The sequence below is a fragment of the Lentzea albida genome, from assembly GCF_900111005.1.
GTDB lineage: Bacteria > Actinomycetota > Actinomycetes > Mycobacteriales > Pseudonocardiaceae > Lentzea > Lentzea albida.
In genome coordinates, this window is sequence record NZ_FOFV01000017.1 from 54,792 (window position 1) to 68,515 (window position 13,724).

The following is a 13,724-nucleotide window of genomic DNA, read 5'->3' on the forward strand; positions in this document are numbered from 1 at the left end:
CGAGTTTATCCCCGTCGATGCCTTCGTGGTGGCGTTCCCCAAATGAGACGAGTATTGAGGGGGAGCATTGTCTTCGATCGTACAATGATGGACAAGAAGATCTTGACAGCTTTCGCTCCCAGGGCTAACTTTGCAGAGGTCACATGCTGAACATGAAGATACTTCGTGTTGAGATCAACGTTGAGTTAATGTTGCGAAACCGCTCTGCGAAATCCCGGTCGGCCCAACTGGACAAACGTGGAAGTGACCGATTCATTGCACCGAACATAGGTACGAGGGGTCGCCCATCATGAACCCCACCCCTGACGACGAACTGATTTTCAAGCTGCTGGGCATGATCGAGATCATCGGGACCCACGAACAGGTACCGGTACCGCCGCGGCGTCAGAGGACCGTCCTGTGCGCGTTGCTGCTCGAGGCCAACCGCGTCGTCAGCATGGAGCAGCTGATCGACGTCGTCTGGGAGCACACCCCGCCGTCGACCGCGCGAGCGCAGATCCAGATCTGCGTGTCCGCGCTCCGGCGGGAGTTCGCCAGGGGCGGCGTCGACGCCCAGATCGAGACCCGCCAGCCCGGCTACCTGCTGCGAGTCGCCGCCGACAAGATCGACGTCTTCCTCTTCGAACGCCGCGTCGCCGCCGCGGACCTCGCCGTCCGCCAGGGCCGGCTGGAGGAGGCGGCGACGATCCTGCGCTCGGCTCTCGCCCTGTGGCGCGGACCGGCGCTGAGCGCGGCCGGTCCCGCACTGCAGAGCAAAGCGCTGCGACTCGACGAAAAGCGCCTGTCCGCGCTGGAGAACTGCATAGAGGCAGAACTGTCGCTCGGCCACCACCACGCTCTCATCGGCGAATTGCAGAGCGCGGTCACCGAAAATCCGTTGCGGGAACGCCTGCGCGGCCAGTTGATGCTCGCGCTCTACCGCTGCGGCAGGCAGCCCGAAGCACTCGACGTTTATCGCGCCGGTCGCGAACTGTTCATCGAACGCCTCGGCCTGGAACCGAGCGACCAGCTGCGCAAGCTCGAGACGGCGATCCTCATCGAGGACGAGGCGCTGCGGCTCGACCAGGACGAGCCCGTTCCGGTCGTCGTGCAGAACGTCGTGTCACCGCACCAGCTCCCGGCCACGATCTCCGACTTCATCGGCCGCCAGGACGTGGTGGCACGGGCCGAGAACGTGCTCTCCGGCGACCACATGACGATGCATGTGGTCAACATCTCAGGCAAGGCGGGCATCGGTAAGAGCGCTCTCGCGGTGCACGTGGCCCATCGCGTCGCCGCCGAGACCTATCCGGACGGTCAGCTGTACTGCGACCTGCGCGGTACACACGCCGAACCCGCCACGCCGACGGAGGTCCTCGGCCGATTTCTCGCCGCCCTGGGCGTCGTGGGCTCCACGTTGCCCGACAGCGTCGACGAACGCGCGGACATGTACCGCAGCATGCTCGCGAACCGGCGCGTGCTGGTCGTCCTGGACGACGCGGGGAGCGAGTCGCAGGTGCACCAACTGCTTCCGGGCTCGCCGTCCTGCGGCGTCATAGTGACGAGCAGGACCCGGTTGACCGGTCTCGCCGGATCTCATTTGGTCGACGTCGACTGCATGGACTCCGGTGATTCCCGGGAACTCCTGGCGCGCATCATCGGCCGGCAACGCCTGGAGAACGAACCGGCCGCCGTGGAAGCGTTGGTAGATGTCGTGGGAGGGCTCCCACTGGCGCTGCGCATCATCGGCGCCCGTCTCGCCGCGCGCCCGCACTGGACCCTCGCCTCGATGGTCGGGCGCCTCGCCGACGAACGCCACCGCCTCGACGAGCTCACGCACGGTGACATGGTCGTGCGCGCCAGCCTCTCGCTCACCTACGACGGGCTCGAGCACGACGCGCGCCAGATGATGCGGCTGATGTCCTTGCTCGAAGCGGACAGCCTGCCGGTCTGGACCGCCTCCGCCCTCACCGACGGCCGCGGCCGCAGCTTCGACCTGGTGGAACGGCTGGTCGACGCACAGCTGCTGGACGTGGTGGGCAGCGACATCACCGGCCTGCCGCGGTACCGCTTCCACGACCTGATCCGCCTGTTCGCCAAGGAACAGGTCGCCGAGCACGAAACCCCGGCCGCACAACTGGAATCCGTGGAGCGGGTCGCCGGCGGGTGGCTCGCGATGGCCGAACAGGCACACCGCCGGCTCTACGGCGGCGACTTCACCCTGTTGCACGGCCGGGGAAAGCGCTGGCAGCCGCACGCCCGCTACCTCGACGTGGTGCTGCAGGACCCGCTGGGCTGGCTGGAGAGCGAGCACCCGAACCTCTGCGCGGCCGTGGTCCAGGCCGCCGACGCGGGCCTGGACGAGCTCTGCTGGGACCTGGCGATGACGCTGGTGACGTTGTTCGAGACGCGCAGCTGCTTCGACGACTGGCAGCACACCCACGAACGCGCTCTGGAGGCCGTGCGCGAGGCGGGCAACAAGCGCGGCACCGCGGCCCTGCTGTGCTCGCTCGGTTCGCTGCACCACAGCCAACGGCGCATGGACGCCTCGCGCGCCGCGCTGGAACCCGCACTGGACCTCTTCACCGAGCTCGACGACACCCAGGGACTCGCGCTGACGCGCCGCAACCTCGGACTGCTGGAGTACAACGAGGGACGCCCCGAGGTCGCGCTGCCGATCTTCGAGCAGTCGTTGGTCGAGTTCGGACGCGTGGGCGACGTCGTCGGCCAGGCCCACGTCATGTCCCAGCTCGCCCAGCTGTCGATCGACCGCGGCGAGCACGAACTGGCGATCGCTCAGCTCAGCGACGCCCTCGGCATGTGCCGGGAGATCTCCAGCCCGCGCGTGGAGGCCCAGGTGCTGCACCGCCTCGGCGGCGCAATGCTGGTGCAGGGGCGGTACGAGCAGGCGCAGCAGCTCATCACGTCGGTGCTCGCGATGGTGCAGCGCGCCGGTGACACGGTCGGCGAGAGTTACGCCCTGCACTCGCTCGGCCTGATACACGGCCGCATGCGCATGTTCTCCGAAGCCGGAAGACTGCTGCGGCGCGCGATCCGGCTGTGCGAGGAGAACCTCGACCGGGTCGGTGCCGCGCGGATCCAGCTCGACCTCGCCCAGCTCGTGTCGCGGCGCGGCGACACGTTCCACGCGATCGCCATAGTGGAGCAGGCGATGATGACGTTCCAGGCGCTGCGGCTCACGTTCTGGGAGAGCAAGGCGCTGGCCGTGATGGAGAAGATCACGGCCGACAACTGGCTCTCGGCCGCGGGCACGTCGAACGGCGGCGCGGGGTAGCTCTGCCCGCACGAGGTGGCCGGAGGCGGGGCGCCGCCGGCCGGACACGCCGAGGACCACCTCCAATCCTTCCGCGACACCCGCCGTCCAGGAATTCGCAGCACACTCCTGCGATTACCGGACAGTGGGCGTGAAGTGGGGTTTCGTGAAATACCCTGTTTCGCAATAGTCGTTCGGGAGGGGTTGTTCCGATGTCGGCAAAATTGTTCGCCCCGGATGTCACTTTCACTTTTGAGGAGCTCGAGCAGCGCGCCCTTTGCGCCGCTGACGTGCTGCGTGACCTGGGGCTCGGCCTCGGCGACCGCGTGCTGCTGAAGGTCGACAATTCCGTTTCCTACCTCAGCACGCTTTTCGCGCTGATGCACGTGGGCGCATCGGTGGTGCTGGTCGACCACCAGCAGAAGGCCGACGACACGGCACAGGCCTGCGCTCTTTCTTCGGTGAAAATGGTCATCGTCGACGACGACGCCCCCATTTCGAAGGAACAGGAGACCGTTCACTGCTACGAGCTGGCGGTCGGCGCGTGCGGCCGTGAGCCGGCCGACCCGGCGCTCGACTTCTCGGCGTGGTGCGAGCTGCCGGACAGCATCATCATGTGGTCCTCCGGCTCGACCGGCGAACCGAAGGGCGTGGTCAAGAACGGCGGCCGGTTCCTGAAGAACCTGCGGCGCAACGCGGACCTCGTCGGGCACCGGTCCGACGACGTCCTGCTCCCGTTGCTGCCGTTCAACCACCAGTACGGGATCTCGATGATCCTCATCGCGTGGCTCGTGCGGTGCTCGCTGGTCATCGCCCCGTACCGCAGGCTGGACCGCGCGCTGCAGCTCGCCGGGATGGCGGGGACGACCGTGGTCGACGCGACGCCCGCCACCTACAAGAGCATCCTGAACATCGTGGACAGGCGCAGGGCGGCCGTCGGCCTCTTCGGCGAGGTCCGCATGCTGTGCAGTGGCGCCGCACCGCTCGACCCGGCTCTGTCCAGGCGGGCGGTCGAGGTGTACGGCCTGCCGCTGCTCGACTCCTACGGCAGCACCGAGATGGGCAACGTCGCGTTCGCGACGCCGGACAACCCGGTCGGCACCGGACGCCCGGTCGAGGGCATCTCGGTGCGCATCCGCGGGGAAGACGGCGAGGAGCTCCCCGCGGGTGAGATCGGGGAGATCGAGGTGCTCGACCCGGACCTCATGGAGGGCTACCTCGGCCCGGACGGCACGGTGACGCCGGTCGACCGGGACTGGTACGCCACCAACGACTTCGGCCACCTCGACGCCGACGGCAACCTGTTCATCGCCGGCCGCAAGACGGCCGTGCACCGCAACGGGTACACGCTGCACCCGGAGATCATCGAACGCACGCTCGCCGAACACGGCTGCACCACCATGATCGTGGCGTTGCCGTGCGACCGGCGCGGTTCGACGCTGGTGTTCTACGTCGAGGACGAGCAGAACGGCGACCCGGCCCGCTGGCGCGAGCTCATCAACGGCGTCCTGCCGAAGTACGAGCAGCCCAACCGGGTGAGCGTGGTCGACCGGTTCCCGTTGAACCGCAACGGCAAGCCGGACCGCAAGGAGCTGGAACGGCGGGCGCTGTCGGAAGGTGCGTAGGGCTGCGGCCGCAGTCCGCGGGCCGGCCGGTGGAAGCTCGTTCGCCGAGCGAATCGGAAATGCGCGCCCGCACCGCACCGGTGTGCCAGAAAAAGGTGGACGGCTCCACTCAACACGGGACCGGAAGTGCGCAGGGGCATCGAGGTGAAGCCATCCCCGTGCCCCGTCATCTGAAGCGGGCCCGCTTTCCGTTCAGAACTTTACGACCAATCGAGGAATTGCCCGAAGAACGCCGAGGCCGCGGTTCCCACCGCCTGGCCTCGGCGTGTTCCGTCGCAGGTAGCAGAGAATTCTCCCTCGACGACGCATGGTGCTGCCCGAAGTGCGCACGTGCCGGATCCCCTCGAAACGGACAGCGATGTGCTGTGCCGCGCCCTGCCCGTTTCGGCCGAAACCAAAGTTGCATGTGGCCCGTTCGGGCGTGCGCCGAAGCCGGTTTGCCCTCGCCAGGATGCTCCTTCCGGAGCAGAGCGGGCGTCATGAGCCAGGAACCGGGCGCGACTCGGGCAGGATCCGGCGAGGCCGGGGTTCCGGTTGTCACGTTTCACGGGTGTTTCATCAGAAGGTGAGCGAGAACCGGCGATCTCCGCCGTGAGAAGCCCGCACGGCCCAGGCGGTTGCGCCGCGACCACCGGTCTGAATTGAACGCGGCCTCGTTTCCCTGCGAGCCGCGGAACGCCGCCGGCGCCCATCAGATCGGCGTCCTCGAAACCACCCTGCCACGGAACTCGGGAGATTCGAACATGATCAGTCGTCAGGTCCGGGACGCGGAGACCGGAATCGAACCCGCGAAAGCAAGGCTCGAAGACCTGCGCAGCGCGTGCGGGTTCGTACCGGCGGCCGTTGGCCTGATGGTGGACTCCCCCGCGCTGATCAACACGTTCCTGTCCGCGTTCGGCCACTTCCAGGACGAGGGGACCTTCACCGCGGACGAGCGCCAGGTCCTGCTGCTGTCCAACGCGGTCGCGAACCGCAGCGAGTGGGCGGTCGCCTTCTACACCCTGCAGGCTCTCACCGAAGGTGTCGAGCCGTCCGTGGTGGAGGCGATCCGCCAGGGCATGCTGCCGAGGAACCACCGGCTGGCCGCGCTGTCGGCGTTCACGCAGTCGGTGATCGAGCTCCGCGGACAGGTGGACGAGGTGGAGCTCGCGGCCTTCCAGGCGGCGGGCTTCACGAGCGAGCAGGTGCTCGAGGTCATCACCGGGGTGGCCATCTCGGCGATGACGAACTACATCGCCAACATCGCGCGTCCGCCGCTGGAGGACGCGGCGCTGCCGCACTCGTGGAACGCACGGGAGCTGGTCGGCCTCTGAGGCCGCGCGTCCCGGACGAGAACACGGGACGTTCAGCGGCAGGCCGGTCGTGCCCGCGTCGGTGACGGCACCTCGCGTGGTGCGCACGCCGTCACCGACGGGACCTCAGGCCGGCGCGGCCCGTGGCGCCGGGCGACGACCGGCGATCCGCTTCATTCGGCGACGCGGGTACGTCCGGTCCAGTGGAACACCAGCTCGGCGGACCCGTCGAGCGCGGATCCGTCCCGTTCGAAGTGCTCGTGCCCGCCGTAGTGCGGGATCTTGAGCTTGCGCTCCTCGCGGTGCACCCGCTGTGCCCTGGTCTCCGCGGGCAGGTCGGCGGGGCCGCCCTGCAGCACGGCGTCGACCAGGAGGCCGACACCGCTGCCGTTCACGCTGGTGGTCTGCACGCCTTCGGTCATGGTGGATCCCTTCGCTACGGGTCGTGATCGGTGTCTGGCACGTTCCTCACTGCTGCTTGCCGGAACCGGAGGTCTCGATCGGCCGGGCGACGTCGTCGGCGCACGCGACAGCGACCGAGTCCTCGGCGGAGGTGGAACTGGGCTGGGGGAACCGGGCCGGCGGTTCAGCCGGCCATCCTCCGGCGGACGACCTGCATCATCTCCGCCACGCGGTCTTCCAGGTAGAAGTGGCCACCGGGATAGGTGACCAGCGCCGAATCCGTGGAGAGCTCCTGCCACGCGGCCAGTTCGACCGGGTCGGCACGGGGGTCGTCGACCCCGCCGAACACCGTCAGGGGGATCGGCAGCGGCGGTCCGGGGACGTGCCGGTAGGTCTCGTTCACCGCCAGGTCCGCGCGGAGCAGGGGCAGGAACGACTCCAGCAGGGAGCGCTCCCGCAGCAGGAGGTCCGGCAGGCCACCGAGCGCGCGCAGTTCTTCGACGAGGTCGTCGGTGGGCAGTGCGCGCAGTTCCCTGCGCGTGTTCGGCAGTTGCGGTGCTGCCCTGCCGGACACGAACAGGTGCCGGGGCGGCGGCCCGCCGCGCTCGACGATCCGCCGGGCGACCAGGTACGCGGTGAGGGCCCCGACGCTGTGCCCGAACAGGGCGTAGTCGCCGGTGAACTCACGACCCAGGCCGTCGAGCACGTCGTCGGCCAGCGCTTCCGGGTCGTGGTGCGGGACCTCCCTCCCCCGCGCCGCGCGGCCGGGGAGCTGCACCGGGCAGATCACCGGGTCGTCGCCGCCGACGGCACGCCAGCCGGCGTACACCGCGGCGCTCGCTCCCGCGTGCGGGAAGCAGAACAGCCGGGTGCCGGTGCTCGTGACCCCGTACGGCAGCCAGGGGTGGGTGGTGCTCGCGGTGGTCATTCGACGTTCACCTCCAGGTACGCGGGAGGCGGCTGGATCTGCTCGAGGGCCGACTCCAGCACCAGGCGGTTGTCGTCGCGCTCGATCTCGCTGAAGCCCGCGAACGCGTAGGTCACGTACATGACCCGGTTCCGCCCGGTCTCGACGAAGTCGGCCCGCAACCGGGCACCGTCCTCCTTGGCCAGCCGCATCACGTGGTTGAGCAGCACCGTCCCGACGCCACGGGCCATGACCCGGCACGACATCAGCATCATCCGGAGGTGCCAGGCGGGCTGCCCGCGCTCCACGAGCGCGAGCCCGATCTTGCCGTAGCCGCCGTACTTGTCGGTCAGCGACGCGACCAGCAGCAGGTGGTCGGGCGAGGAGCGCAGCGCGTCGAGCTCGTCGTAGGAGTACGTGCGGCCCGTCGAGTTCAGCTGGTTGGTGCGGACGGTCAGCTCCTCCGCGCGCTGCAGGTCCTCCTGCTTGGCGCGGCTGATCGTGAACACCATGTCCAATGTGGACAGGAACGCCTCGTTGGTGCCCGTGTAGTCGAGCTCGGCCTGGTCGCGCACCGCGGCCGCGCGGTAGAGGTCGCGGCGCACGCGGGACTCGTCGGTGACGAACCTCGGCTGGAACTCCTCGGAGGCGAGCTCCTCGGCGATCCGCGCGGTGTCGACGGTCTTCACCGCCGGCAGCGCGTGTGCCACCTCCTCCAGCTCGAACGGCTGGTCGTCGACGAACGCGATCGCGTCCAGCCCGATGTTGATCTCCTTGGCGATCCGCTCGACCGACTGGGACTTGGGGTTCCAGTTGATCTGCGGGTACAGGAAGTACTCGTCGAGTCCTTCCGCCTTCAGCCGCGCCATGGCGGCGTCGTGGTCGTTGCGGCTGGCCACCGAGTGCAGGACGCCGAGGGCGTCGAGGCGCTTGATCTCCTCCACCACCTCGGGGCGCACGCGCACCGAGGCGTCCTCGAGGAGCGTGCCGTCCCACAGGGTGTTGTCCAGGTCCCACACCACGCACTTGATGCGGCCGCGCTTCGGCTTGACCGAAGCGACGACGTCCGTCTGCGTCACTGCGCCACCTCTCGATATGCCTCGGCCGCGATCGTCAGCTCCTGCACCTGGGTGCTGCCCTCGATGACCTCCATGACCTTGCTGTCCCGGTACAGCCGCGCGACCTGGTGGTCGGGGCTGAAACCGTTGGCACCGTGGATCTGCACCGCGTCGCTCGCGGCCTGCGCGGCCGCTTTCGAGGCGTGGTACTTCGCCACCCACGTCGCCATGATCGTCGCCGGGTCGCCCTCGTCGCTGAGCGCGCCCGCCCTCTGGCACAACAGCCTCGCCGCGTCGCGGGCCGTCACCATGCCGCTCATCATCTGGCGCACGTGCGGGAGGTCCCGCAGCGGAACGCCGGCGGCCGTCCGGACCGACGTGTACGCCGCGCACGCCTCGAGCGCGGCCCGGATGATGCCGAGCGAACCGCAGGCCACGCTGTAGCGGCCGAGGTTCAGGGCGTTGGTCATCACCGTGCCCGCTGCCCAGCCCGGCGGGCCGAGCAGGGCGGACGGTTCCAGGCGCACGCCGGTGAACTCGATCTCGGCGAGCATGCTCGCCGTCGTGCCCATGACGTGCGGCAGTGGGGTGACCCGCACGCCCGGCCGGTCGGCCTCGACCAGGAAGGTGCTCATGCCGCTGTCCGTCGTCGCGAACACCATGAGGACGTCCGCGACCTGGCCGCCGGTGATCCACTTCTTGCGGCCGTCGAGGATCCACCCGTCCTGGTCGCGCACCGCCGTGGTGCCCTCCGCGGTGGAGTCGCTGCCGCTGTGGTCGGGTTCGGTGAGGCAAAACGCGCCGAGCTTCTCGCCGGCGGCGAACGCCCGCAGCCACTTCTCCTGCTGCGCCTGATCTCCCCAGCGGTGCACCGACGCGCTCACCATCGAGTGCACGGTCAGGAGGCTGCGCAGGGAGGAACAGCCCCGCCCGACCTCCTCGTGCACGCGGCCGAGCGAGACCATGTCCATGTCCGCGCCACCGGACTCCGAGGGCAGGAACGGCGCCCACAGGCCGAGTTCGGCGACCCGCGACAGGACCTCCCGCGGGATCCGCTCCGCCTTCTCGAAGGCGTTGGCGTGCGGCGCGATCTCCTGGTCGACGAACCGGACGACCTCGGCGAGGTCCGCCGGCGCGCGCCGCGTCTGCGCTGTCATCGCCATCGCGGTCAGCCGACGGTCGCGGCCGACTGGCGCCGCACCAGGTCGGCCATCAGCTCCACGGAACGGAAGTTGCCCAGGTGGAGCTCCTCGTTCGGGATGCGCGTGCCGAACGCCTTCTCGATGAACATCACCAGCTCCATCGCGAACAGCGAGTTCACAAAGCCGAGCGCGAAGATGTCCTCCTCGTCGGAGAACGTCACGTCCGGGAACTTGGTCGTGATGAAGGAACGGATCTCAGTGCGGGCGTCATTCGACATTTCTGGACCTTTCTCGGCTGGAACTTCGTGAACGGGGGCGAGATCAGCCCATGCTCTGGTAGGCGTAGAAACCCTTGCCGCTCTTGCGTCCGTGCAGGCCGGCGTCGGTCATCTTCTTGAGCAGCGGGCAGGGGCGGTACTTGCTGTCGTTGAACTGCTCGTAGAGCACCTCGACGCTGTGCAGGATGGTGTCGACGCCGATGAGGTCGGCCGTCTCCAGCGGTCCCATCGGGTGGCCGAAGCAGCTGCGGAACACCTCGTCGACGGTCTTCGCGTCGGCGACGCCCTCGTGCACCAGGAAGGCCGCCTCGTTGACGGTCAGCATGAGCACGCGGTTGGACACGAACCCCGGGGCGTCGTTGACCGGGATCGACTTCTTGCCGATCGAGTCGAGCAGCGTGCGCACGACGTCCTTGGTCTGGTCACTGGTGTGGTAGCCGGGGATGAACTCGCACGCGGCCTTCATCGGCACCGGGTTCATGAAGTGCACGCCCATCACCTTGTCCGGGCGCGAGGTCAGGGCGGCGAGCTTGGTGATCGGGATCGCCGACGTGTTCGCCACGAAGACGGTGTCCGCCTTGCAGACGACGTCGAGCTGCGCGTACAGCGCGCTCTTGAGGTCCCAGTTCTCGGTGATGTTCTCGATCACCACCTCGGTCTCGGCGAGCAGCTCGAGCGAGGTGGTGGCGGTGATCAGCGCCAGCACCGCCTCGGCGTCGATCGCGGGGCCGCCGAGCATCCGGCTCATCCGGCACTCCAGCTCGATCCGGGCGAGCGCCTCGTCCAGCGCGTCCGGGTTGTTGTCCACCAGGACCACGGTGTGCCCGTGGTGGGCCAGGTCCTGTGCGACACCGGTGCCCATCACTCCGGCGCCGACAACTCCAACGTTCGTCATCGCTACTCCTCGGCTGCACTGCTCATGGGGAAAGGGAAATCGGGTCGGCCGCGGCCGGCTCCGCGCGCAGGAGGGCGCGGAGCCGGTTCGGCTGTGCGGCGTGCGGTCAGCGCGCTCGCGTGCCCCTCGGAACCTCGGTTCCGGACCCCGGGGCGGTCGGCTCGATCCAGTGGCGCTCGCGCTGGAAGGCGTACCCGGGCAGGGTCGTCTTCCTCGCTCCGCGCCCGGACTGGTAGGCGCTCCAGTCGACGTCCACACCGGACAGCCAGAGCCTGCCGAGCGCGTCGGTCACCGACTCGGTGTCCTGCCGGGGATCCGCCTCACCGGGGAGGGTGGACACGAGGAGGGACCACGACTTCTGGGGGAAGTCCGGGTGCCCGCGGAACATCGCGCCCATCGACTGCCCCGCACCGAGTTCGACGAACGCGGTGTCCGGCCGTTCCGCGGCCAGGTGGGCGATCATGGTGGCGAACTGCACCGGGCGGCACATGTGCTCGGCCCAGTAGCCGGGGTCCTTCAGCTGCTTCTCGGTGATCGGCAGCCCGGTGACGTTGGACAGGTACGGCGTCTCGGGAGCGCGGGGACTGAGGTTCAGCCGCGCCCACGCGGTGAGCTCCGCCGCCACGGGCCGCAGCGAACGCGAGTGGAACGCGTGCGTGGTCCGCAGCGACCGGGCGGGCACCCCCTCGGCGGCGAGCTTCTCGGTGAGCTGGACGACGCCCTCGGGCGCACCCGACACGACGATCATGCGGGGACCGTTCACGGCGGCGACGTCGAGGCCGAAGACCCCGAGGTCACCGACCAGCGCGGTCAGTTCGCTCTCCGACAGCGGCACGGCGGCCATCGACCCGGCCGGCAGCCGCGAGATCAGCTTCGCCCTCGTGGCGACCAGGGCGGTGGCCTCCTGCAGCGTCAGAGCGCCCGCGAGCGCCGCCGTGGCGAACTCGCCGACGCTGTACCCGGCGAGGACCGAGGGCTCGACGCCCCAGGCGGTCATGAGCCTGCCCAGCGCGTAGTCGACCGCGAAGACGCCGGGCTGGACGACGACCGTGTCCGCGGGCCCGCCACCGGCGGCGTCGGCCTCCGGAGCGCGACCGAGCAGGGCGGCCAGACCGCCTCCACCGGCCGTCCTGGCGCCGACGAGGCGGGCGACCGGGTCGAAGCCGAGGTGCTCGCGGAACAGCGCGGCGCACTCGTCGATCGCCGCGCGGAACACCGGTTCGGAGGCGTACAGGCCGCCGGCCATGCCGTCGTACTGCTCCCCCACCCCGGCGAGCAGGAAACCCGCTCGTCGGGTGCCCACACCGGTTTCGGCGAGGACGCGGGCCGGGGAGGTCAGCGCCTGCACGGCGTCGGCGCTCGACGAGACGACGGTCATCCGCCTGTCCCCGAACGCCTTGCGGCCGCACTGCAGCGTGTAGGCGGCGTCCGCGGGGTTCGTCCACCGAGCGGCGTCCTCGGCCAGCCTCGTGGTCGCGGCGTCCGCGGCCTCGGCCGTGAGAGCCGACCAGACCAGCAGCTGGTGCGGACGCGCGGGCGGGCGTTCGGCGTCCTCGGCCGGTGCCTCCTCGATGATCACGTGCACGTCCGCGCCGCCGTAGCCGTGCGCGTTGACGCCGGCCAGGCGCGGGCGTTCGCCCCGCGGCCAGTCGGTCAGCTCCGTGACGACCTGGAGCCTGTCGCCGGCGGAGGACAGCCGCGAGTTCGGTTCGGTGAAGTGCACGGCGGGCGGCAGCTTCTCGTGGTGCAGCGCGAGAGCCGCCTTGATCAGGCGGGCGATCCCACCGGCCTGGTTGATGTGGCCGAGGTTGCCGTCGGTCGAGCCGAGCGTGACCCGCTCGACGCCGTCGACGCCGAAGACCTCCTGCAGCGCCATGACCTCCACGGCGTCACCGAAGGGCGTGCCCATCGCGGTCACCTCGACGTGGTCGATCTCGGCGGGGTCGACGCCCGCGACGGCCATCGCCTCGGCCATCACGGCGGTCTGGCCCGGCACACCGGGCACGCCGAACCCCTGGCGGCCGTGGCGGCCCTCGTGCAGCGTCGCCCAGCCGCGGATGACCGCGTAGATCCGGTCGCCGTCGGCCTGCGCGTCCTCGAGCCTGCGCAGCACGACCACGCCGAGGCCGTCACCGGGGATCTTGCCGTTGGCGTCGGCGGCGAGGACGCGGCTGACGCCGTCCGGGGAGAACTCGCCGCCCTCGTGGTAGAGGTAGCCGGGGTGCTGCGGGACGATCACCGACACCGCCCCCGCGACGACCACGTCCGACTCGCCGGCGAGCAGGCTGCCGCACCCGGCGGCGACCGCGGCGAGCGCGGTCGAGCTGCAGCTCTGCACGCTCACCGACGGACCGGTGAGGTCGAGCGCGTAGGACACCCGTGACGGCAGCAGGTCCTTCTCGTTCTGCAGGACTAGGTGGTCGGGCCCGTGGGTGAGCACGGCCTCGTCGTTCTGCAGCAGGTTGGACAGCAGGTAGGTGCTCGGCGCGCCGCCCGCGAACACCCCGACCAGGCCGTCGAAGCGGCCGGGGTCGATGCCCGCGTCCTCGAGTGCGTGCCAGGAGCACTCCAGGAACAGGCGGTGCTGCGGGTCGGCCACCGCGGCGTCACGCGCGCTGAGGCCGAAGAGCTCCGCGTCGAAGCGGTCCACATCGGACAGCAGGCCCGACGCGGCGACGAACGCGGGATCGTCCACCAGCTCCTGCGGCACGCCGGCCGCGAGCAGCTCGGCCGGGCTCATCCTCGTGATCCCGTCCCGCCCCGCGCACAGGTCGGCCCAGAACGTGCCGATGTCAGGAGCGCCGGGGAAGTTCCCGGCCATGCCCACGATCGCGATGTCGTGGCTCGTGTCGCGTTCTCGCGTGGTCACTGG

General features: G+C 69.6%; 10 protein-coding genes. 3 read left to right on the top strand and 7 right to left on the bottom strand.

Going from position 1 to position 13,724, the window contains the following annotated elements; all coding sequences use genetic code 11:
• Positions 1-289: 289 nt before the first annotated feature.
• The 3 genes from BMY74_RS33780 to BMY74_RS33790 all read left to right on the top strand — a co-directional run bounded on the left by BMY74_RS33780 (position 290) and on the right by BMY74_RS33790 (position 6,191).
• The gene (locus tag BMY74_RS33780) at positions 290-3,274 is read left to right on the top strand and encodes an AfsR/SARP family transcriptional regulator (protein WP_089922634.1); all 2,985 of its coding nucleotides are present in this window, start codon (positions 290-292) and stop codon (positions 3,272-3,274) included.
• Between the two features lie 191 nt (positions 3,275-3,465).
• Positions 3,466-4,878 carry a class I adenylate-forming enzyme family protein gene (locus BMY74_RS33785; RefSeq protein ID WP_089922636.1) on the top strand — a complete coding sequence of 471 codons (1,413 nt, stop codon included), beginning with the start codon at positions 3,466-3,468 and terminating at the stop codon, positions 4,876-4,878.
• Between the two features lie 743 nt (positions 4,879-5,621).
• The gene (locus tag BMY74_RS33790; RefSeq protein ID WP_089922638.1) at positions 5,622-6,191 is read left to right on the top strand and encodes a carboxymuconolactone decarboxylase family protein; all 570 of its coding nucleotides are present in this window, start codon (positions 5,622-5,624) and stop codon (positions 6,189-6,191) included.
• Positions 6,192-6,343: 152 nt separating this feature from the next.
• Here the strand turns inward: BMY74_RS33790 and BMY74_RS33795 are convergent, their stop codons facing one another.
• From BMY74_RS33795 to BMY74_RS33825, 7 genes are all read right to left on the bottom strand, one after another.
• Entirely contained in the window at positions 6,344-6,592 is a 249-nt protein-coding gene (locus tag BMY74_RS33795; RefSeq protein ID WP_089922640.1) for a DUF5988 family protein, read from the bottom strand.
• Between the two features lie 164 nt (positions 6,593-6,756).
• The gene (locus tag BMY74_RS33800) at positions 6,757-7,500 is read right to left on the bottom strand and encodes a thioesterase II family protein (protein ID WP_089922643.1); all 744 of its coding nucleotides are present in this window, start codon (positions 7,498-7,500) and stop codon (positions 6,757-6,759) included.
• Positions 7,497-8,558, bottom strand: coding sequence for an HAD-IIIC family phosphatase (locus BMY74_RS33805; protein WP_089922645.1), 1,062 nt, complete (start codon positions 8,556-8,558; stop codon positions 7,497-7,499). The genes BMY74_RS33800 and BMY74_RS33805 overlap by 4 nt, the downstream gene beginning before the upstream one ends.
• Positions 8,555-9,694 carry an acyl-CoA dehydrogenase family protein gene (locus BMY74_RS33810; protein ID WP_089922842.1) on the bottom strand — a complete coding sequence of 380 codons (1,140 nt, stop codon included), beginning with the start codon at positions 9,692-9,694 and terminating at the stop codon, positions 8,555-8,557. Before BMY74_RS33810 ends, BMY74_RS33805 begins: the two co-directional genes overlap by 4 nt.
• Positions 9,695-9,705: 11 nt before the next feature.
• Positions 9,706-9,957 (bottom strand): acyl carrier protein, encoded by a 252-nt coding sequence (locus BMY74_RS33815; protein ID WP_089922647.1) that lies wholly within the window; start codon positions 9,955-9,957, stop codon positions 9,706-9,708.
• A 43-nt stretch (positions 9,958-10,000) separates the two neighbouring features.
• Positions 10,001-10,852 (bottom strand): 3-hydroxyacyl-CoA dehydrogenase family protein, encoded by an 852-nt coding sequence (locus BMY74_RS33820; protein WP_089922650.1) that lies wholly within the window; start codon positions 10,850-10,852, stop codon positions 10,001-10,003.
• Positions 10,853-10,958: 106 nt separating this feature from the next.
• Entirely contained in the window at positions 10,959-13,721 is a 2,763-nt protein-coding gene (locus tag BMY74_RS33825; protein WP_089922844.1) for a type I polyketide synthase, read from the bottom strand.
• Positions 13,722-13,724: the final 3 nt, after the last annotated feature.